We start from the raw sequence: 12,840 nt of genomic DNA on the forward strand, positions 1-12,840 counted from the left end.
GAATCAAACCAAACACCCGCTTCTCGCAAAGAATAGGGGATGCACTCATGTGGTTTGCCTCAGAAACGCCGAGTTACTTAACCAGATGGAACCTGCACCAGTGCCATGGTGCCCGGCTGCTTCTCGACGCAAGCAAGTTTTTTATTTTCCTCTCGAAAATGGCCCAAAAGGAAAAGGGGTCGCAAAGACAATGGAAGGGGATCATAAGAGTAAAAGCCTTATCTGAAAGGGCCGCCTGGCGGCGGAAAAAGGCTGTGGTGGCGCACCGTTGCGACAAACCGAACCACACGCCTGCTACCTCTAAAAAGGCGAATCACCATCGGCTTACCCTGTGGCCCAAAAACCCGTACCGCGGTGCCATCAAAAAAATACATGCGCGCACCATTACTGTTTTTCCCTTGTGCTTCAAACCCTTGATACTGGAAAAGACCGCCCATGAATCCCTCATGGAGCATGCTATGTTTTCCTTTCTGCGCCGGCCATCCCAGGCAGCGCCCAACCCACCCGATACGCCCAGCGGTGACTACCTGTTACCACTGTCCTGTCAGAGGCTGCTGTCACCGCCACGACGTCAGCTGCTTCTGGAGAACATCTGGCAGCGCGCATCGCTATCCCGCGCACAGTTTGTGGAGCTTTACCGGCGGCCACTTAAGCGCTACGCAGAGTTGGTCCAGCAGCTCCCTGCCTCGCAGAACCACCACCATGCACACTTGGGCGGCATGCTGGATCACGGACTTGAAATCGTCGCCTATGCCTTGAAGATCCGACAAACCTACCTGCTCCCCATAGGCGCACCACCAGAGTCTCAATCGGCACAGGCCGAAGCGTGGACTGCCGCAGCAGCTTATGGCGCGCTAATCCACGACCTCGGCAAGATTGCCGTCGACGTACATGTCGAGCTGGAGGGAGGGAGGACCTGGCACCCTTGGAATGGCCCGATCAAATGCCCCTATCGTTTTCGTTATGTGAAAGGACGTAACTATCAGCTGCACGGTGCCGCCGCCGCACTGATCTATGCGCAGATCCTCTCCCCGGAAATTTTAGACTGGCTCAGTGACTTCCCTGAAGCCTGGTCACAGTTGATCTTCATCTTGGCTGGTCAGTACGAACACGCCGGCATATTGGGTGAGATCGTGATCAAGGCTGACCAAGCCTCCGTCGCGCACGAGCTCGGCGGAAATCCAGCCCGCGCACTGTCCGCCCCCAAACAATCTTTGCAGCGGCAATTGGCAGATGGTTTGCGCTACTTGGTACGTGACACTTTCAAGTTGAATCAGCCCGATGGACCGTCGGATGGATGGCTGACACATGACGCTCTGTGGCTGGTGAGCAAACCCATCTCGGACCAGCTACGGGCGTATTTGTTGAACCAGGGGGTTGATGGGATACCCAGTACAAATGCGCCTTTCTTCAACATGCTGCAGGACCAAGGTGTTATCCAGACCAATGCCCAGGACAGGGCCATCTGGAAGGCCACGATAGACAACGGTCGAGGCTGGCGAAATACCCTCACCCTACTCAAACTCTCGCCGGCGCTCATCTGGAACGATCCCAACGACCGGCCTGAGGCTTACTCAGGCACCGTCGAAATGGAGATCAGTGATTCAGAAGACACCGTTCCAGACATCACGCCATTTACCACACCCGGTCCCGCAATCAGTCAAGGGGAAGAGCCTGGTGCTACCTCTGTAGTCGCCCCCTTTGTCCAGTCACCTGCGCAGGTCACCGGCGGTGACGCTGGCAACTTCGATGACTTGCTGGCATTGCTGGGCAACATTAATGAACCGTCACAACCAGAAGATCTGCCGCGCACTCACGCTCACAGCGGCAACGATCAGGCGCAAGCAATCGTCGAAAAAATTGACCCAATGCCTAGCACCACAACGGAACTAGGTCAGGCATTTATGCAATGGCTCAAAGACGGTATCGCCGCACGCAAGATCGTGATTAACGACACCAAAGCGCTGGTCCACACAGTGGCGGGCACCGCGATGCTGGTAACCCCCGGTATCTTCAAACGCTACATCCAGGAATTTCCTCACATAGAGCGGCTGGCCAAAGCGCAGCAGGTGAATGCTTGGCAATTGGTCCAACGCAGTTTCGAAAAACAGAAGCTTCATCAAAAAACGCAAAAGAGTTTGAACATCTGGACTTGTGATGTCGTTGGGCCTCGGAAATCGAAGCAGCTTAAGGGCTACTTACTTTTGGACCCGCATACGATTTTCCCCGAGCCACCCTTTGACAACACCAGCTTATCGCTGAGATCCGAAACTATGGAGTCCTCTCAATGACTATGCCGCTCAAACTCACTGAGGACTACATCCTTGCGCGCGATTTACGAGCCGCCAGTGCGAAAATCTACAACGCGTCGACCAAGGCTTTGGTTAAGCATTTTGGAGCGACCCCGATTGAAGAGATCGATCACAGGGCCATACTGGCATGGCGCAGGGAGTTTCTGACTACGAACAAATCCAAACGTAGCTGGAACACGTATTCGAGTCACCTGCGTACTGTATGGGGGTATGCCATAAAACATGGCATGTTGACTCATACAGAAATTAACCCGTTTGCAGAAACCTGCGTGACGCCCGCAAAGCGAGCACACAAGACCGTTCAGGGCAGGGCTATCCAGCAAGCACGTACGTGGCTCAACGCTCTGGAGGGAGAAGAACGCTGCACTCACGAGCGTAGCCACATAACTCCGGCGTGGTTCTGGCTTGCTGTGTTCGAGATGTTTTATTACACCGGCATTCGGCTCAATGCCTTATTACACATACGTTACAAAGATGTGGATTGGGACGAGCAAGTGATACTGATACGGGGAGAAACGGAAAAAACCCACCGAGAATTCTCAGTCCCCATCATGGAGGGTCTGGCTCCTCACATACAACTCATCCTGGGCAAAGCCGAACGTGCGGGCTTCTGCGCGGACGATCAGCTGTTCAATGTCAACCGTTTCTCAAGGTACTACCGAGGAAAGGAGATGACTCTGGACCAGGTCGAAGCGATGTACCGCAAACTCACAAAAAAGGTGGGCGTACGTGTCACCCCGCACCGCTTTCGACATACGTTGGCCACCGATCTGATGAAACTACCAGACCGCAACATCCACCTGACCAAATACCTGCTAAACCATACGAACCTCTCGACGACAATGGAATACATCGAAGTCGACTACGACCATATGCGAACCGTTTTGCATGAGCGCAGCGTCGTACAAGGGGCCTTGAAGCGTATCAGGCGTGAAGATACGAGTAGCGCCTCAGCCCAGCCAGAACCTTATAGATTAACGAATGACACTCAGAGGCCTATACCAGCGCCCAAAGCGCTGGATCAGATCTCAAGGGCCATGGGCTTATCCTGCGGCCAGGAGCTGGAACAGGTATTCAATTATGTAGCGGGTATTTTTGGTCGTCCGCACGAGCCGAAAAGTAGCGAAGTGCTGCCGCCGGGGGAACTAAACGCTATCACCACCCTGTTGGCTTCATCGTTTAAAAACACAGCGATGAGAACGTCAGGAGGAAAGGTCTATGGGGCAGGGACAAAAAACGGCCGACGATGACCGCTCGTCGGATTTACAAAAATATTCCTCAGTACCAAAGAGATTTCGCGTGCGTCACTGCAAAGATTGAAACACTGACCACGGAGACTGCACGGTTTTTTTGAATAATGGACGCCTTAATACGCCGAATGCGCATCCCCACCGCGCATTAAGTAATTGTGCGCAAACAAAAAAAGACGCCCGAGGGCGTCTTTTTTCTTGAAGCTGGTCGGGGTAGGGGGATTCGAACTCCCGACATCCTGCTCCCAAAGCAGGCGCGCTACCGGACTGCGCTATACCCCGGAATACGCACCAAAAATCAATGCATATTGACATCATGCGGCAGCGAAACTAATGTTTGCTGCAGACGGCTGCATGTCTACGAAGATATCTATGTAAGCAAAATCTTCAAAAACCGTTCCGCCTTCCTCGATCAGAGCTTTTGCCTCTGACCTTAAGATTCGATTCCAGCGTTAACTGGTCTCAAAAATGGTGGGTCGTGTGGGATTCGAACCTACGACCAATTGGTTAAAAGCCAACTGCTCTACCAACTGAGCTAACGACCCAAATATGGTCGGGGTAAGGGGATTCGAACTCCTGACATCCTGCTCCCAAAGCAGGCGCGCTACCGGACTGCGCTATACCCCGGTTTGAAATTGGCTCCGTGACCAGGACTCGAACCTGGGACCCAATGATTAACAGTCATTTGCTCTACCGACTGAGCTATCACGGAACTACATATTTCAAAGTACAACTTTACTGCTTGTTACCCTCTCTTCAACCCGTCCGTATCGCTACGTTCGCGTCTCTGAGGCGCGCTATTCTACAATCTTAAAAACCCCTGTCAACCCTTTAAATTGCTTTTAAGACAATGATTTGCGCTTCTTTCTGATTTCTTCTTGGGGAGAAGAAACCCGTGGGCTGACGTTGCTGCGGGGCGCACTTTACAAGCCTTTGCCTTACAGTTCAACGCCCTATCGAAAAAAAAGGCCCCGCAATGCGGGGCCTCTTCTTATAACGGCACAACCTGGGCTCAATGAAAGACGATTTCGTCGTTCTCCACGGTCGCCATGACACTGGTGCCAGGCATAAAGCTGCCCGACAGGATCAACTGCGCCAACGGGTTTTCGATCCAGCGCTGAATCGCACGCTTCAACGGCCGCGCGCCATATACCGGATCGTAACCCACAGCAATCAGCTTGTCCAAGGCCTCGCTGCTCAGTTCCAGCGACAGCTCGCGTTCGGCCAGACGACTACGCAGACGACCCAATTGGATCTCAGTGATGCCGGCGATCTGATCCCGCGCCAGAGGCTCGAAGATCACCACTTCATCCACCCGGTTGATGAACTCCGGCCGGAAGTGGCTGGTCAACGCATCCATCACCGCCGCCCGCTGGGCTTCACGATCCCCTACCAGTTCCTGGATCTGCGACGAGCCCAGGTTGGAGGTCATCACGATCACCGTATTACGGAAGTCCACGGTACGTCCGTGACTGTCAGTCAGGCGGCCGTCTTCCAGCACTTGCAGCAACACGTTGAACACATCCGGGTGTGCCTTCTCGACCTCGTCCAGAAGAATCACCGAGTAGGGCTTGCGTCGTACGGCTTCGGTCAGGTAACCGCCCTCTTCGTAGCCCACGTAGCCTGGCGGCGCCCCGATCAAGCGAGCCACGGAGTGTTTCTCCATGAACTCGGACATATCGATTCGCACCATGGCCTCTTCAGTATCAAAGAGGAACTCGGCCAACGCCTTGCACAGCTCGGTTTTACCGACACCAGTCGGGCCGAGGAACATGAACGAGCCGCTCGGACGGTTCGGGTCAGACAGCCCGGCCCGGGATCGCCGTACCGCATTGGACACCGCAACCACCGCCTCTTCCTGGCCGATGACACGCTGGTGCAACAGGCTTTCCATCTTCAGCAGCTTGTCGCGCTCGCCCTCGAGCATTTTCGACACGGGAATACCGGTCCACTTCGACACGACTTCGGCTATTTCTTCCTCGGTCACTTTACTGCGCAGCAACTGGTTCTCGCTTTTACCGTGCTGATCAACCATTTGCAGGCTGCGCTCCAGGTCCGGGATCACCCCATACTGCAACTCCGCCATGCGGCTCAGGTCGCCCTTGCGGCGCGCAGCTTCCAACTCCTGACGGGACTGCTCGATCTTTTGCTGGATCTGCGCCGAGCCCTGGACTTCGGCTTTTTCCGAGGTCCATATTTCTTCGAGGTCCGAGTATTCACGCTCCAGGCGAACAATTTCTTCCTGAAGTTTTTCCAGGCGCTTGATTGCCGCCTCATCCTTTTCTTTTTTCAGGGCCTGGGATTCGACTTTCAGTTGAATCAGGCGCCGCTCCAGACGATCCAGCACTTCCGGCTTGGAGTCGATTTCCATACGAATACGGCTGGCCGCTTCGTCGATCAAGTCGATAGCCTTGTCCGGCAGCTGACGATCGGTGATGTAACGATGGCTCAATTTGGCCGCCGCAATGATCGCGCCGTCAGTGATCGCTACCTTATGGTGGACCTCGTACCGCTCTTTCAGGCCCCGCAGGATCGCGATGGTGTCTTCTTCGCTCGGTTCTTCCACCAGCACTTTCTGGAAACGTCGCTCAAGGGCCGCATCTTTCTCGATGTACTGACGATATTCGTTGAGCGTGGTGGCGCCGACGCAATGCAACTCACCCCGTGCCAATGCCGGCTTGAGCATGTTGCCCGCATCCATCGAGCCTTCGCCTTTACCGGCGCCGACCATGGTGTGCAGTTCGTCGATAAACAGAATGATCTGCCCTTCCTGCTTCGACAGTTCATTCAGCAGGGATTTGAGGCGTTCTTCGAACTCACCACGGAACTTGGCGCCGGCAATCAGAGACCCCATGTCCAGGGACAACAGACGCTTGCCCTTGAGGCCATCCGGCACTTCACCATTGATGATGCGCTGGGCCAGGCCTTCGGCAATCGCAGTTTTACCCACGCCAGGCTCGCCGATCAGTACCGGGTTGTTCTTGGTACGGCGTTGCAGTACCTGGATGGTGCGACGAATCTCGTCGTCACGGCCGATCACCGGGTCCAGCTTGCCTTCTTCGGCACGCTTGGTCAGGTCGACGGTGTATTTATCCAGTGCCTGGCGGGACTCTTCATGGTTGGGGTCGTTCACCGCTTCGCCGCCACGCAGATTGTTGATGGCGTTTTCCAGGGCTTTCTTGCTCACGCCCTGACCCAGCAACAATTTGCCAAGCTTGCTGTTGTCGTCCATGGCCGCGAGCAACACCAGTTCGCTGGAGATGAACTGATCACCCTTTTGCTGAGCCAGGCGGTCGGCCTGATTGAGCAAGCGCGCCAAGTCCTGGGACATATTCACGTCACCAGTGGGGTTCTGGATTTTCGGCAGTTGGTCGAGCTCTTTGCTCAACTCCTTGCGCAGGCTGTTGATATCAAAGCCCACCTGCATCAGCAAAGGCTTGATGGAGCCGCCCTGCTGCTCCAGGAGTGCCTGCATCAAGTGAGCAGGCTCAATGGCCGGATGGTCGAGGCCAACCGCCAGGGATTGAGCATCCGATAATGCCAACTGTAATTTGCTGGTTAAACGATCAATACGCATTAGTCACCTTCCTTTTGAGCAGGCCGGAGCTATGTATGAGCGAGCTTGCTCGCGAGTAACACATCCTGAATGATGAAACCTGCCAGATGCCCCTATAGATGCGGTCGATTCTGGAAGATTCAAGCAGTCAACGATTGATGCAGGTCAGAAGAGTCTAGCGTTCGAGCCAGATAAGGGAAGCAAACCGCCCCGTGCGCGGGCTGCGCCGGTAGGAATAGAAGCGGGGATCGGTCACCGTGCAAAAACCACCACCGTATACGGCGGTGACACCACGCGCAGCCAGGCGCAGACGTGCCAACTGATAGATGTCGGCCATGAATTTGCCCGGATTGTGGCTGGGAACAAACGCTTGCGCCGCTACCGAGTGTTGCTGCGTAAAGGCTTCACGCACTTCCGGGCCAACCTCAAAGGTTTGCGGGCCGATGGCCGGCCCCAGCCAGACAAGTACGTCGGCCGGCGCAACATCCAGGCTTTCGAAGGCCGCTTCCAACACGCCAGCTGCCAACCCACGCCAACCGGCATGGGCTGCGGCAACGCGCGTACCGTCCCGATTGCAAAACAAGGCAGGTAAACAATCAGCCGTCATCGCCGTGCAGGCGATGCCAGGAGTGCTGGTCCAACTGCCATCAGCTTCGGCAATCCGACCTGGATCAGCCTCGACCACGGTCACACCGTGGACTTGGCGCAGCCAGGCTGGCTGGATGTTGAAGGCATCGGTCAAGCGTCGGCGATTTTCGCTGACAGCTTCAGGGCTGTCCTCGACATGATCGCCAAGATTGAGGCTGTCGAACGGCGCCAGACTGACGCCGCCCGCACGTGTTGTGACGCAGGCTTTCACCCCGGCCGGCGCGGGCCAGTCAGGAATCAGCCAGTCACTCATCCGATAAATGCCTCGCGATCTTGCTTGAGCAACGACAACAACCAGACAAAATCGTCTGGAAGTGGCGATTCCCAGCTCATCCGCTTACCGCTCGTCGGATGATCCAGCTCCAGGAAGCGTGCATGCAGCGCCTGACGCGGGAAAGTTTTCAGGGATTCGACCATCGTTACACTGGCCGCCGGCGGAATACGGAAGCGACCACCGTAGGCCGGATCTCCGACCAACGGGAAGTTGATGTGCGCCATGTGCACCCGAATCTGGTGGGTACGGCCGGTTTCCAGCTTGACCCGCACGTGAGTGTGGGACCGGAAACGCTCCAGCACACGGTAGTGGCTGACGGCCTGCTTGCCGCCTTCCATAACCGCCATGCGCTGGCGCTGCTGGCCGTGGCGACCGATGGGTGCATTGATCTTGCCACCCGCCACTACCACACCGATCACGATACATTCATAGATGCGGCTGACACTGCGGCTCTGCAACTGTGTGACCAGTTGCGTCTGCGCCTGAATGGTCTTGGCCACCACCATCAAGCCGGTGGTGTCCTTGTCCAGACGGTGCACGATGCCGCAGCGCGGGACATTGATGATGTCCGGCACATGGTGCAGCAGGGCATTGAGCAAGGTGCCATCAGCGTGCCCGGCCGCCGGGTGAACCACCAGGCCTGCGGGTTTGTTGATCACCAGGATGTCGTCGTCTTCATAGACGATGTCCAGTTCAATGTCCTGGGCGATCCATTCTCCCTGGGCTTCCTGCTCGGCAGTCAGCTCAAGAATCGCACCGCCATGGACTATGTCTCGCGGGCGGATAACCGCTCCATCCACAGTCAGGCGGCCGTCTTTGATCCAGGCGGAAAGGCGCGAGCGCGAGTGCTCAGCGAATAATTGTGCGGCGACTTGATCGAGGCGTTGGCCGCCCAATTCGGACGGCACCTCTGCGCGAAGTTCAATTTTATCGGACATGCTCAGACTAGGCGTGGCACAGCCTTTGGTTTCGGCTGCGCGCTTGTGGTTAAATACGGCGTCTTTTGCCCCGAGGCTTTCAACGGGGCGCTCATCATAACAGGACGGCCCCGCCCAAGACAGCGGCCGTCATAGGGACGCAAGCCGCCATGCAAGTGAAACACCTGCTGCTGATCGCCATCCTCGCCATGACTGCTGCTTGCTCGTCAACAAAGGAAGTCGTCGACGAAAACCTGAGCGAAGTCGAGCTGTACCAACAAGCTCAGACCGACTTGGACAACCACAGCTACACCAGCGCCACAGCGAAGCTGAAGGCACTGGAGTCGCGGTATCCGTTCGGCCGCTATGCCGACCAGGCCCAGCTCGAACTGATCTACGCCAACTACAAGAACGCCGAGCCGGAAGCTGCCAAGTCCGCCGCCGAGCGTTTTATCCGCCTGCACCCGCAGCACCCGAACGTGGACTACGCCTACTACCTCAAGGGCCTGACCTCGTTTGACCAGGACGTAGGCCTGCTGGCGCGCTTCCTGCCACTGGACATGACCAAGCGTGACCCGGGCGCTGCCCGCGACTCCTACAACGAGTTCGCCCAGTTGACCAGCCGCTACCCCAACAGCCGCTACGCGCCGGACGCCAAGCAGCGCATGATTTACCTGCGCAACCTGCTGGCCTCCTACGAAATCCACGTGGCTCACTACTACCTGACCCGTCAGGCCTATGTAGCAGCCGCCAACCGTGGTCGCTACGTGGTGGAGAACTTCCAGGAAACCCCATCGGTAGGTGATGGTCTGGCGGTGATGACTGAGGCCTACCAGCGCCTGCACCTGGACGCCCTCGCCGCCACCAGCCTGGAAACCCTGAAGTTGAACTACCCGAACCATCCAAGCCTGGTGGACGGTCAGTTCGTGCCAACCGTTGCCGAAGCGGATAACCGCTCGTGGCTGAGCAAGTACACTCTGGGTCTGATCGAGTCCCGTCCACCGCTGCCGCCGGGCGAAACCCGCGCCAACCAGGACGTGATCAAGCAGTACCAGGATGCCAAGGACGCCATTCCTTCGGACCTCAAGCCTCATGACGAGAACGGTGACGTGATCGAAGAGCAGGCTCCTCAAGCCTTGGGCAACAACGAAGATCGTTCGTGGTTCAGCTACATGACCTTCGGTATTTTTGACTGATGGGTTGATGCGGCACAAAAAAGGAGCCCCTCGGGCTAATGCCGATCAGTTAAGGAGTGGGGATCCAGCAACCGAAGCAGATTCAGTGTGGGAGCTGGCTTGCCTGCGATGCAGACACCTCGATACTTCAGGTATATCGAGTTGATCCAATCGCAGGCAAGCCAGCTCCCACATTCGTTCTTCTCTGCCTTGAGCACCGCGTTCGCTTAACTGACTGGCATTAGCCCCTCGGGCTCCTTTTTTATTGCACGCCTTTATTCCGCTGTGCGCCTGTCATGTCCTTGGCTAAACTGCCCTATTCCTTGTCGAGAAGCTGCCCACCATGGTTCGTTTACTGTTCTGGATTGCCCTGATTGCTGCCGCCGTATGGCTCTGGCGCAAATTCAAACGCCCTGTGCCGACACAACAGCGTCCCAGTGAGCAAGGTGCAACCCCTATGGTTCGCTGTGCCCACTGTGGCGTGCACTTGCCACAGGATCGCGCCCTGAGTTCACGTCAGGAATGGTATTGCACACAGGCGCACCTCGAGCAGGGGCCGACGCCTATCGAGCGTCGGTAACTGCCGCTAAATCCGTCCTGCCGGCGCATAAGGCGCCGGATCAATGATCGGCTCACGCTCCAGCAACAAATCGGCAAACAACTGACAGGATGCGGGGGCTAGAACCAGCCCATTGCGATAATGCCCGCAGTTAAGCCACAACCCTTCAAACCCGGGCACTTTACCAATATACGGAATGCCTTCGGGCGACCCAGGTCGCAACCCCGCCCAGTGCCCCACCACTTGTGCATCCGCCAACGCCGGAATCAGCTCCACAGCCGAGGCTTTCAGGCTTTCCAGTGCCGACTCGGTAGGCGTCTTGTCAAAACCCTCATGCTCCAAGGTGCTACCAATCAGAATATGCCCGTCTCGCCGGGGAATCGCATAGCGGCCTTTGGCCAAGACCATGCTCGACAAAAAGTCCGAAGCACATTTGTACAAGATCATCTGGCCCTTGACCGGCTCCACGGGCAGCACCAAACCCAGATTACCCAGTAACTCGCCGCTCCAGGCACCGGCGGCGAGCACCACATGATCACCACGGACCGGGCCAAGTGCAGTATTTACGCCGACAACCTTTCCGTCTTCCTGAATGAAACCTTCTACTGCGCACTGCTCATGAACCGTCACACTGGGTAAAGCCAGCAAGGCTGCCTTGAGGGACTTGACCAGGCGCGGATTGCGCACGTTGGCCACATCGGCCATGTAAATGGCCTGGGAAAAACCGGAGCCCAGTACGGGGACCGCGTCATGGGCTGCAGAAACGTCCACCTTGCTCAATGGACGACCTTCGCGGGCAGCCCAGGCAAGCGCTTCGGCTTCATCATCCAGGTCCAGCCAAAACAGGCCGGTGGTATAAACCTCGGGGTCGACCCCGGTAGCGGCAAATAAACGCTCGCCCAACTGCGGGTAGAAATCCTGGGACCAATGGGCCAGCGCGGTAACTGCAGGGCTGTAGCGCCACGGATAGAGCGGCGACACAATGCCACCGCCAGCCCAGGAGGACTCCTGCCCCACCGCCGAACGGTCCAGCAGCACCACCGCCTGCCCTTGGGTTGCCAGGTTGAAGGCAGTCAACAAGCCGATCACCCCGCCGCCGACAATCACTACTGTCTGTTGCTGATTAGCCATCTTTCGATCCAGCCGATAAAAAGAAAAAGACGCATCTGGAGCCCAATCGCTCACGATCCTCATCATCGCCCCCAGCAGGCCTTGCGCGACATCTCGGGCGCAGCCGTCGGATTACTTCCAACACCGCTACTGGTCAGCCTGAAGTCACCACACAAATCCCCCATCATCACTGAGCCAATGATGGGCGTAGCCACCAGATTGAAATCCTGAGGGTTCAGTACCACCGCGATTCTATAGTGATCATTGCCCGCACTGACGCCACCTGCATCAATAAAGGTACCGTTCCTCGCGTAATAACGCTCAAGGTACTGGGCCTGCTCTGTCAGCAAACTGGCTATTTCCGTGCGATACACCCTTTTCATATGGTTGGTGTATCCGGGATACGCAACACCGGCCAAGGTGGCGACGATCGCCACTGCGATCAATAACTCGATCAGGGTAAAGCCTTTACTGCATCTGCTCATCGCGCCGCTCGCCTACAGAAGTTGTCGCCACATGATTCGTCGGAAGCGGACCCCCTGCCCGTCACCCAGCGCCACTCGCGCATACACCGCCTCCAGCACCGTCCGTGAGTGACCACTGATGCCCACTGCGGTCACCCGGTACAACGTCGCCGAGATGTCGGGTGGCAGATGAGCCAATCCAACACCACTCCCCAGGTTTTGAATGCCATAGACGCCATCCTTCATGCCTATCCAAGTGATCGTTGAGGCAGGATCAGTCCCTGGAACTGTCACCCAAATGGACTCACGTGGAGGACCGCACGTCGCAACGGAGCCGCATAGTCGCAAATCAAAACCCGGAGTCTGCACCGCAGACTCGCCCAGCCTCAGGCCACTTTCAGCACTTTGAAATGACTGGTTGCGTAACCGGACGCCGCCGGCGATCTTTTCCTGGGAGATTGCTCCCTGCATCGAAGACAGCCCAATGAGTGCCAACAGCAGCAGGAACACCAGACTGATCGGCAGCACCATACCGGCCTGCCACGAATGAAGCCGAAATTGACGTCGCGACATGA

The 12,840-nt window shown here is 56.6% G+C and carries 10 protein-coding genes and 4 tRNA genes; 4 read left to right on the forward strand and 10 right to left on the reverse strand.

The window, feature by feature from the left end:
* Nucleotides 1–446: 446 nt before the first annotated feature.
* Together mobH and GNF76_RS19380 are read left to right on the forward strand one after the other, a co-directional pair.
* Nucleotides 447–2,291 carry a MobH family relaxase gene (gene mobH, locus GNF76_RS19375; RefSeq protein WP_484573249.1) on the forward strand — a complete coding sequence of 615 codons (1,845 nt, stop codon included), beginning with the start codon at nucleotides 447–449 and terminating at the stop codon, nucleotides 2,289–2,291.
* Nucleotides 2,288–3,562 carry a site-specific integrase gene (locus tag GNF76_RS19380; RefSeq protein WP_155584735.1) on the forward strand — a complete coding sequence of 425 codons (1,275 nt, stop codon included), beginning with the start codon at nucleotides 2,288–2,290 and terminating at the stop codon, nucleotides 3,560–3,562. Before mobH ends, GNF76_RS19380 begins: the two co-directional genes overlap by 4 nt.
* Nucleotides 3,563–3,767: 205 nt before the next feature.
* Here the strand turns inward: GNF76_RS19380 and GNF76_RS19385 are convergent.
* From GNF76_RS19385 to rluD, 7 genes are all read right to left on the reverse strand, one after another.
* Nucleotides 3,768–3,844: transfer RNA gene (locus tag GNF76_RS19385), tRNA-Pro, on the reverse strand.
* Between the two features lie 187 nt (nucleotides 3,845–4,031).
* Nucleotides 4,032–4,107 (reverse strand) — tRNA-Lys (locus GNF76_RS19390).
* A 5-nt stretch (nucleotides 4,108–4,112) separates the two neighbouring features.
* Nucleotides 4,113–4,189: transfer RNA gene (locus GNF76_RS19395), tRNA-Pro, on the reverse strand.
* 9 nt (nucleotides 4,190–4,198) lie between these two features.
* Nucleotides 4,199–4,274 (reverse strand) — tRNA-Asn (locus tag GNF76_RS19400).
* 300 nt (nucleotides 4,275–4,574) lie between these two features.
* Complete coding sequence (clpB, locus tag GNF76_RS19405; RefSeq protein WP_155584736.1) at nucleotides 4,575–7,139, reverse strand: ATP-dependent chaperone ClpB; 2,565 nt, start codon at nucleotides 7,137–7,139, stop codon at nucleotides 4,575–4,577.
* A 154-nt stretch (nucleotides 7,140–7,293) separates the two neighbouring features.
* Complete coding sequence (gene pgeF / locus GNF76_RS19410; RefSeq protein WP_155584737.1) at nucleotides 7,294–8,019, reverse strand: peptidoglycan editing factor PgeF; 726 nt, start codon at nucleotides 8,017–8,019, stop codon at nucleotides 7,294–7,296.
* A complete protein-coding gene (rluD, locus tag GNF76_RS19415) occupies nucleotides 8,016–8,978 on the reverse strand; it encodes a 23S rRNA pseudouridine(1911/1915/1917) synthase RluD (protein WP_155584738.1) in 963 nt (320 codons plus the stop codon). The genes pgeF and rluD overlap by 4 nt, the downstream gene beginning before the upstream one ends.
* Before the next feature lie 149 nt (nucleotides 8,979–9,127).
* Here rluD and GNF76_RS19420 point away from each other — a divergent pair, with 149 nt between their 5' ends.
* Both GNF76_RS19420 and GNF76_RS19425 read left to right on the forward strand, forming a co-directional pair.
* Nucleotides 9,128–10,153 carry an outer membrane protein assembly factor BamD gene (locus tag GNF76_RS19420; RefSeq protein WP_155584739.1) on the forward strand — a complete coding sequence of 342 codons (1,026 nt, stop codon included), beginning with the start codon at nucleotides 9,128–9,130 and terminating at the stop codon, nucleotides 10,151–10,153.
* 322 nt (nucleotides 10,154–10,475) lie between these two features.
* On the forward strand, nucleotides 10,476–10,712 hold the full coding sequence (locus GNF76_RS19425; RefSeq protein ID WP_155584740.1) for a PP0621 family protein: 237 nt from the start codon (nucleotides 10,476–10,478) through the stop codon (nucleotides 10,710–10,712).
* 6 nt (nucleotides 10,713–10,718) lie between these two features.
* Here GNF76_RS19425 and thiO read toward each other — a convergent pair whose 3' ends face one another.
* The 3 genes from thiO to GNF76_RS19440 all read right to left on the reverse strand — a co-directional run bounded on the left by thiO (nucleotide 10,719) and on the right by GNF76_RS19440 (nucleotide 12,838).
* On the reverse strand, nucleotides 10,719–11,822 hold the full coding sequence (thiO, locus tag GNF76_RS19430; protein ID WP_155584741.1) for a glycine oxidase ThiO: 1,104 nt from the start codon (nucleotides 11,820–11,822) through the stop codon (nucleotides 10,719–10,721).
* Nucleotides 11,823–11,884: 62 nt separating this feature from the next.
* On the reverse strand, nucleotides 11,885–12,286 hold the full coding sequence (locus GNF76_RS19435) for a type IV pilin protein (RefSeq protein WP_155584742.1): 402 nt from the start codon (nucleotides 12,284–12,286) through the stop codon (nucleotides 11,885–11,887).
* A 12-nt stretch (nucleotides 12,287–12,298) separates the two neighbouring features.
* On the reverse strand, nucleotides 12,299–12,838 hold the full coding sequence (locus tag GNF76_RS19440; RefSeq protein ID WP_246211944.1) for a pilus assembly PilX family protein: 540 nt from the start codon (nucleotides 12,836–12,838) through the stop codon (nucleotides 12,299–12,301).
* Nucleotides 12,839–12,840 lie beyond the last annotated feature (2 nt).

The organism is Pseudomonas spelaei (assembly GCF_009724245.1).
In the GTDB taxonomy this organism is placed as follows: domain Bacteria; phylum Pseudomonadota; class Gammaproteobacteria; order Pseudomonadales; family Pseudomonadaceae; genus Aquipseudomonas; species Aquipseudomonas spelaei.

Coding starts and splice junctions, on each gene's coding strand:
- mobH (WP_484573249.1), top strand. CDS start 447: ATGGAGCATGCTATGTTTTCCTTTCTGCGCCGGCCATCCCAGGCAGCG.
- GNF76_RS19380 (WP_155584735.1), top strand. CDS start 2,288: ATGACTATGCCGCTCAAACTCACTGAGGACTACATCCTTGCGCGCGAT.
- clpB (WP_155584736.1), bottom strand. CDS start 7,139: ATGCGTATTGATCGTTTAACCAGCAAATTACAGTTGGCATTATCGGAT.
- pgeF (WP_155584737.1), bottom strand. CDS start 8,019: ATGAGTGACTGGCTGATTCCTGACTGGCCCGCGCCGGCCGGGGTGAAA.
- rluD (WP_155584738.1), bottom strand. CDS start 8,978: ATGTCCGATAAAATTGAACTTCGCGCAGAGGTGCCGTCCGAATTGGGC.
- GNF76_RS19420 (WP_155584739.1), top strand. CDS start 9,128: ATGCAAGTGAAACACCTGCTGCTGATCGCCATCCTCGCCATGACTGCT.
- GNF76_RS19425 (WP_155584740.1), top strand. CDS start 10,476: ATGGTTCGTTTACTGTTCTGGATTGCCCTGATTGCTGCCGCCGTATGG.
- thiO (WP_155584741.1), bottom strand. CDS start 11,822: ATGGCTAATCAGCAACAGACAGTAGTGATTGTCGGCGGCGGGGTGATC.
- GNF76_RS19435 (WP_155584742.1), bottom strand. CDS start 12,286: ATGAGCAGATGCAGTAAAGGCTTTACCCTGATCGAGTTATTGATCGCA.
- GNF76_RS19440 (WP_246211944.1), bottom strand. CDS start 12,838: ATGTCGCGACGTCAATTTCGGCTTCATTCGTGGCAGGCCGGTATGGTG.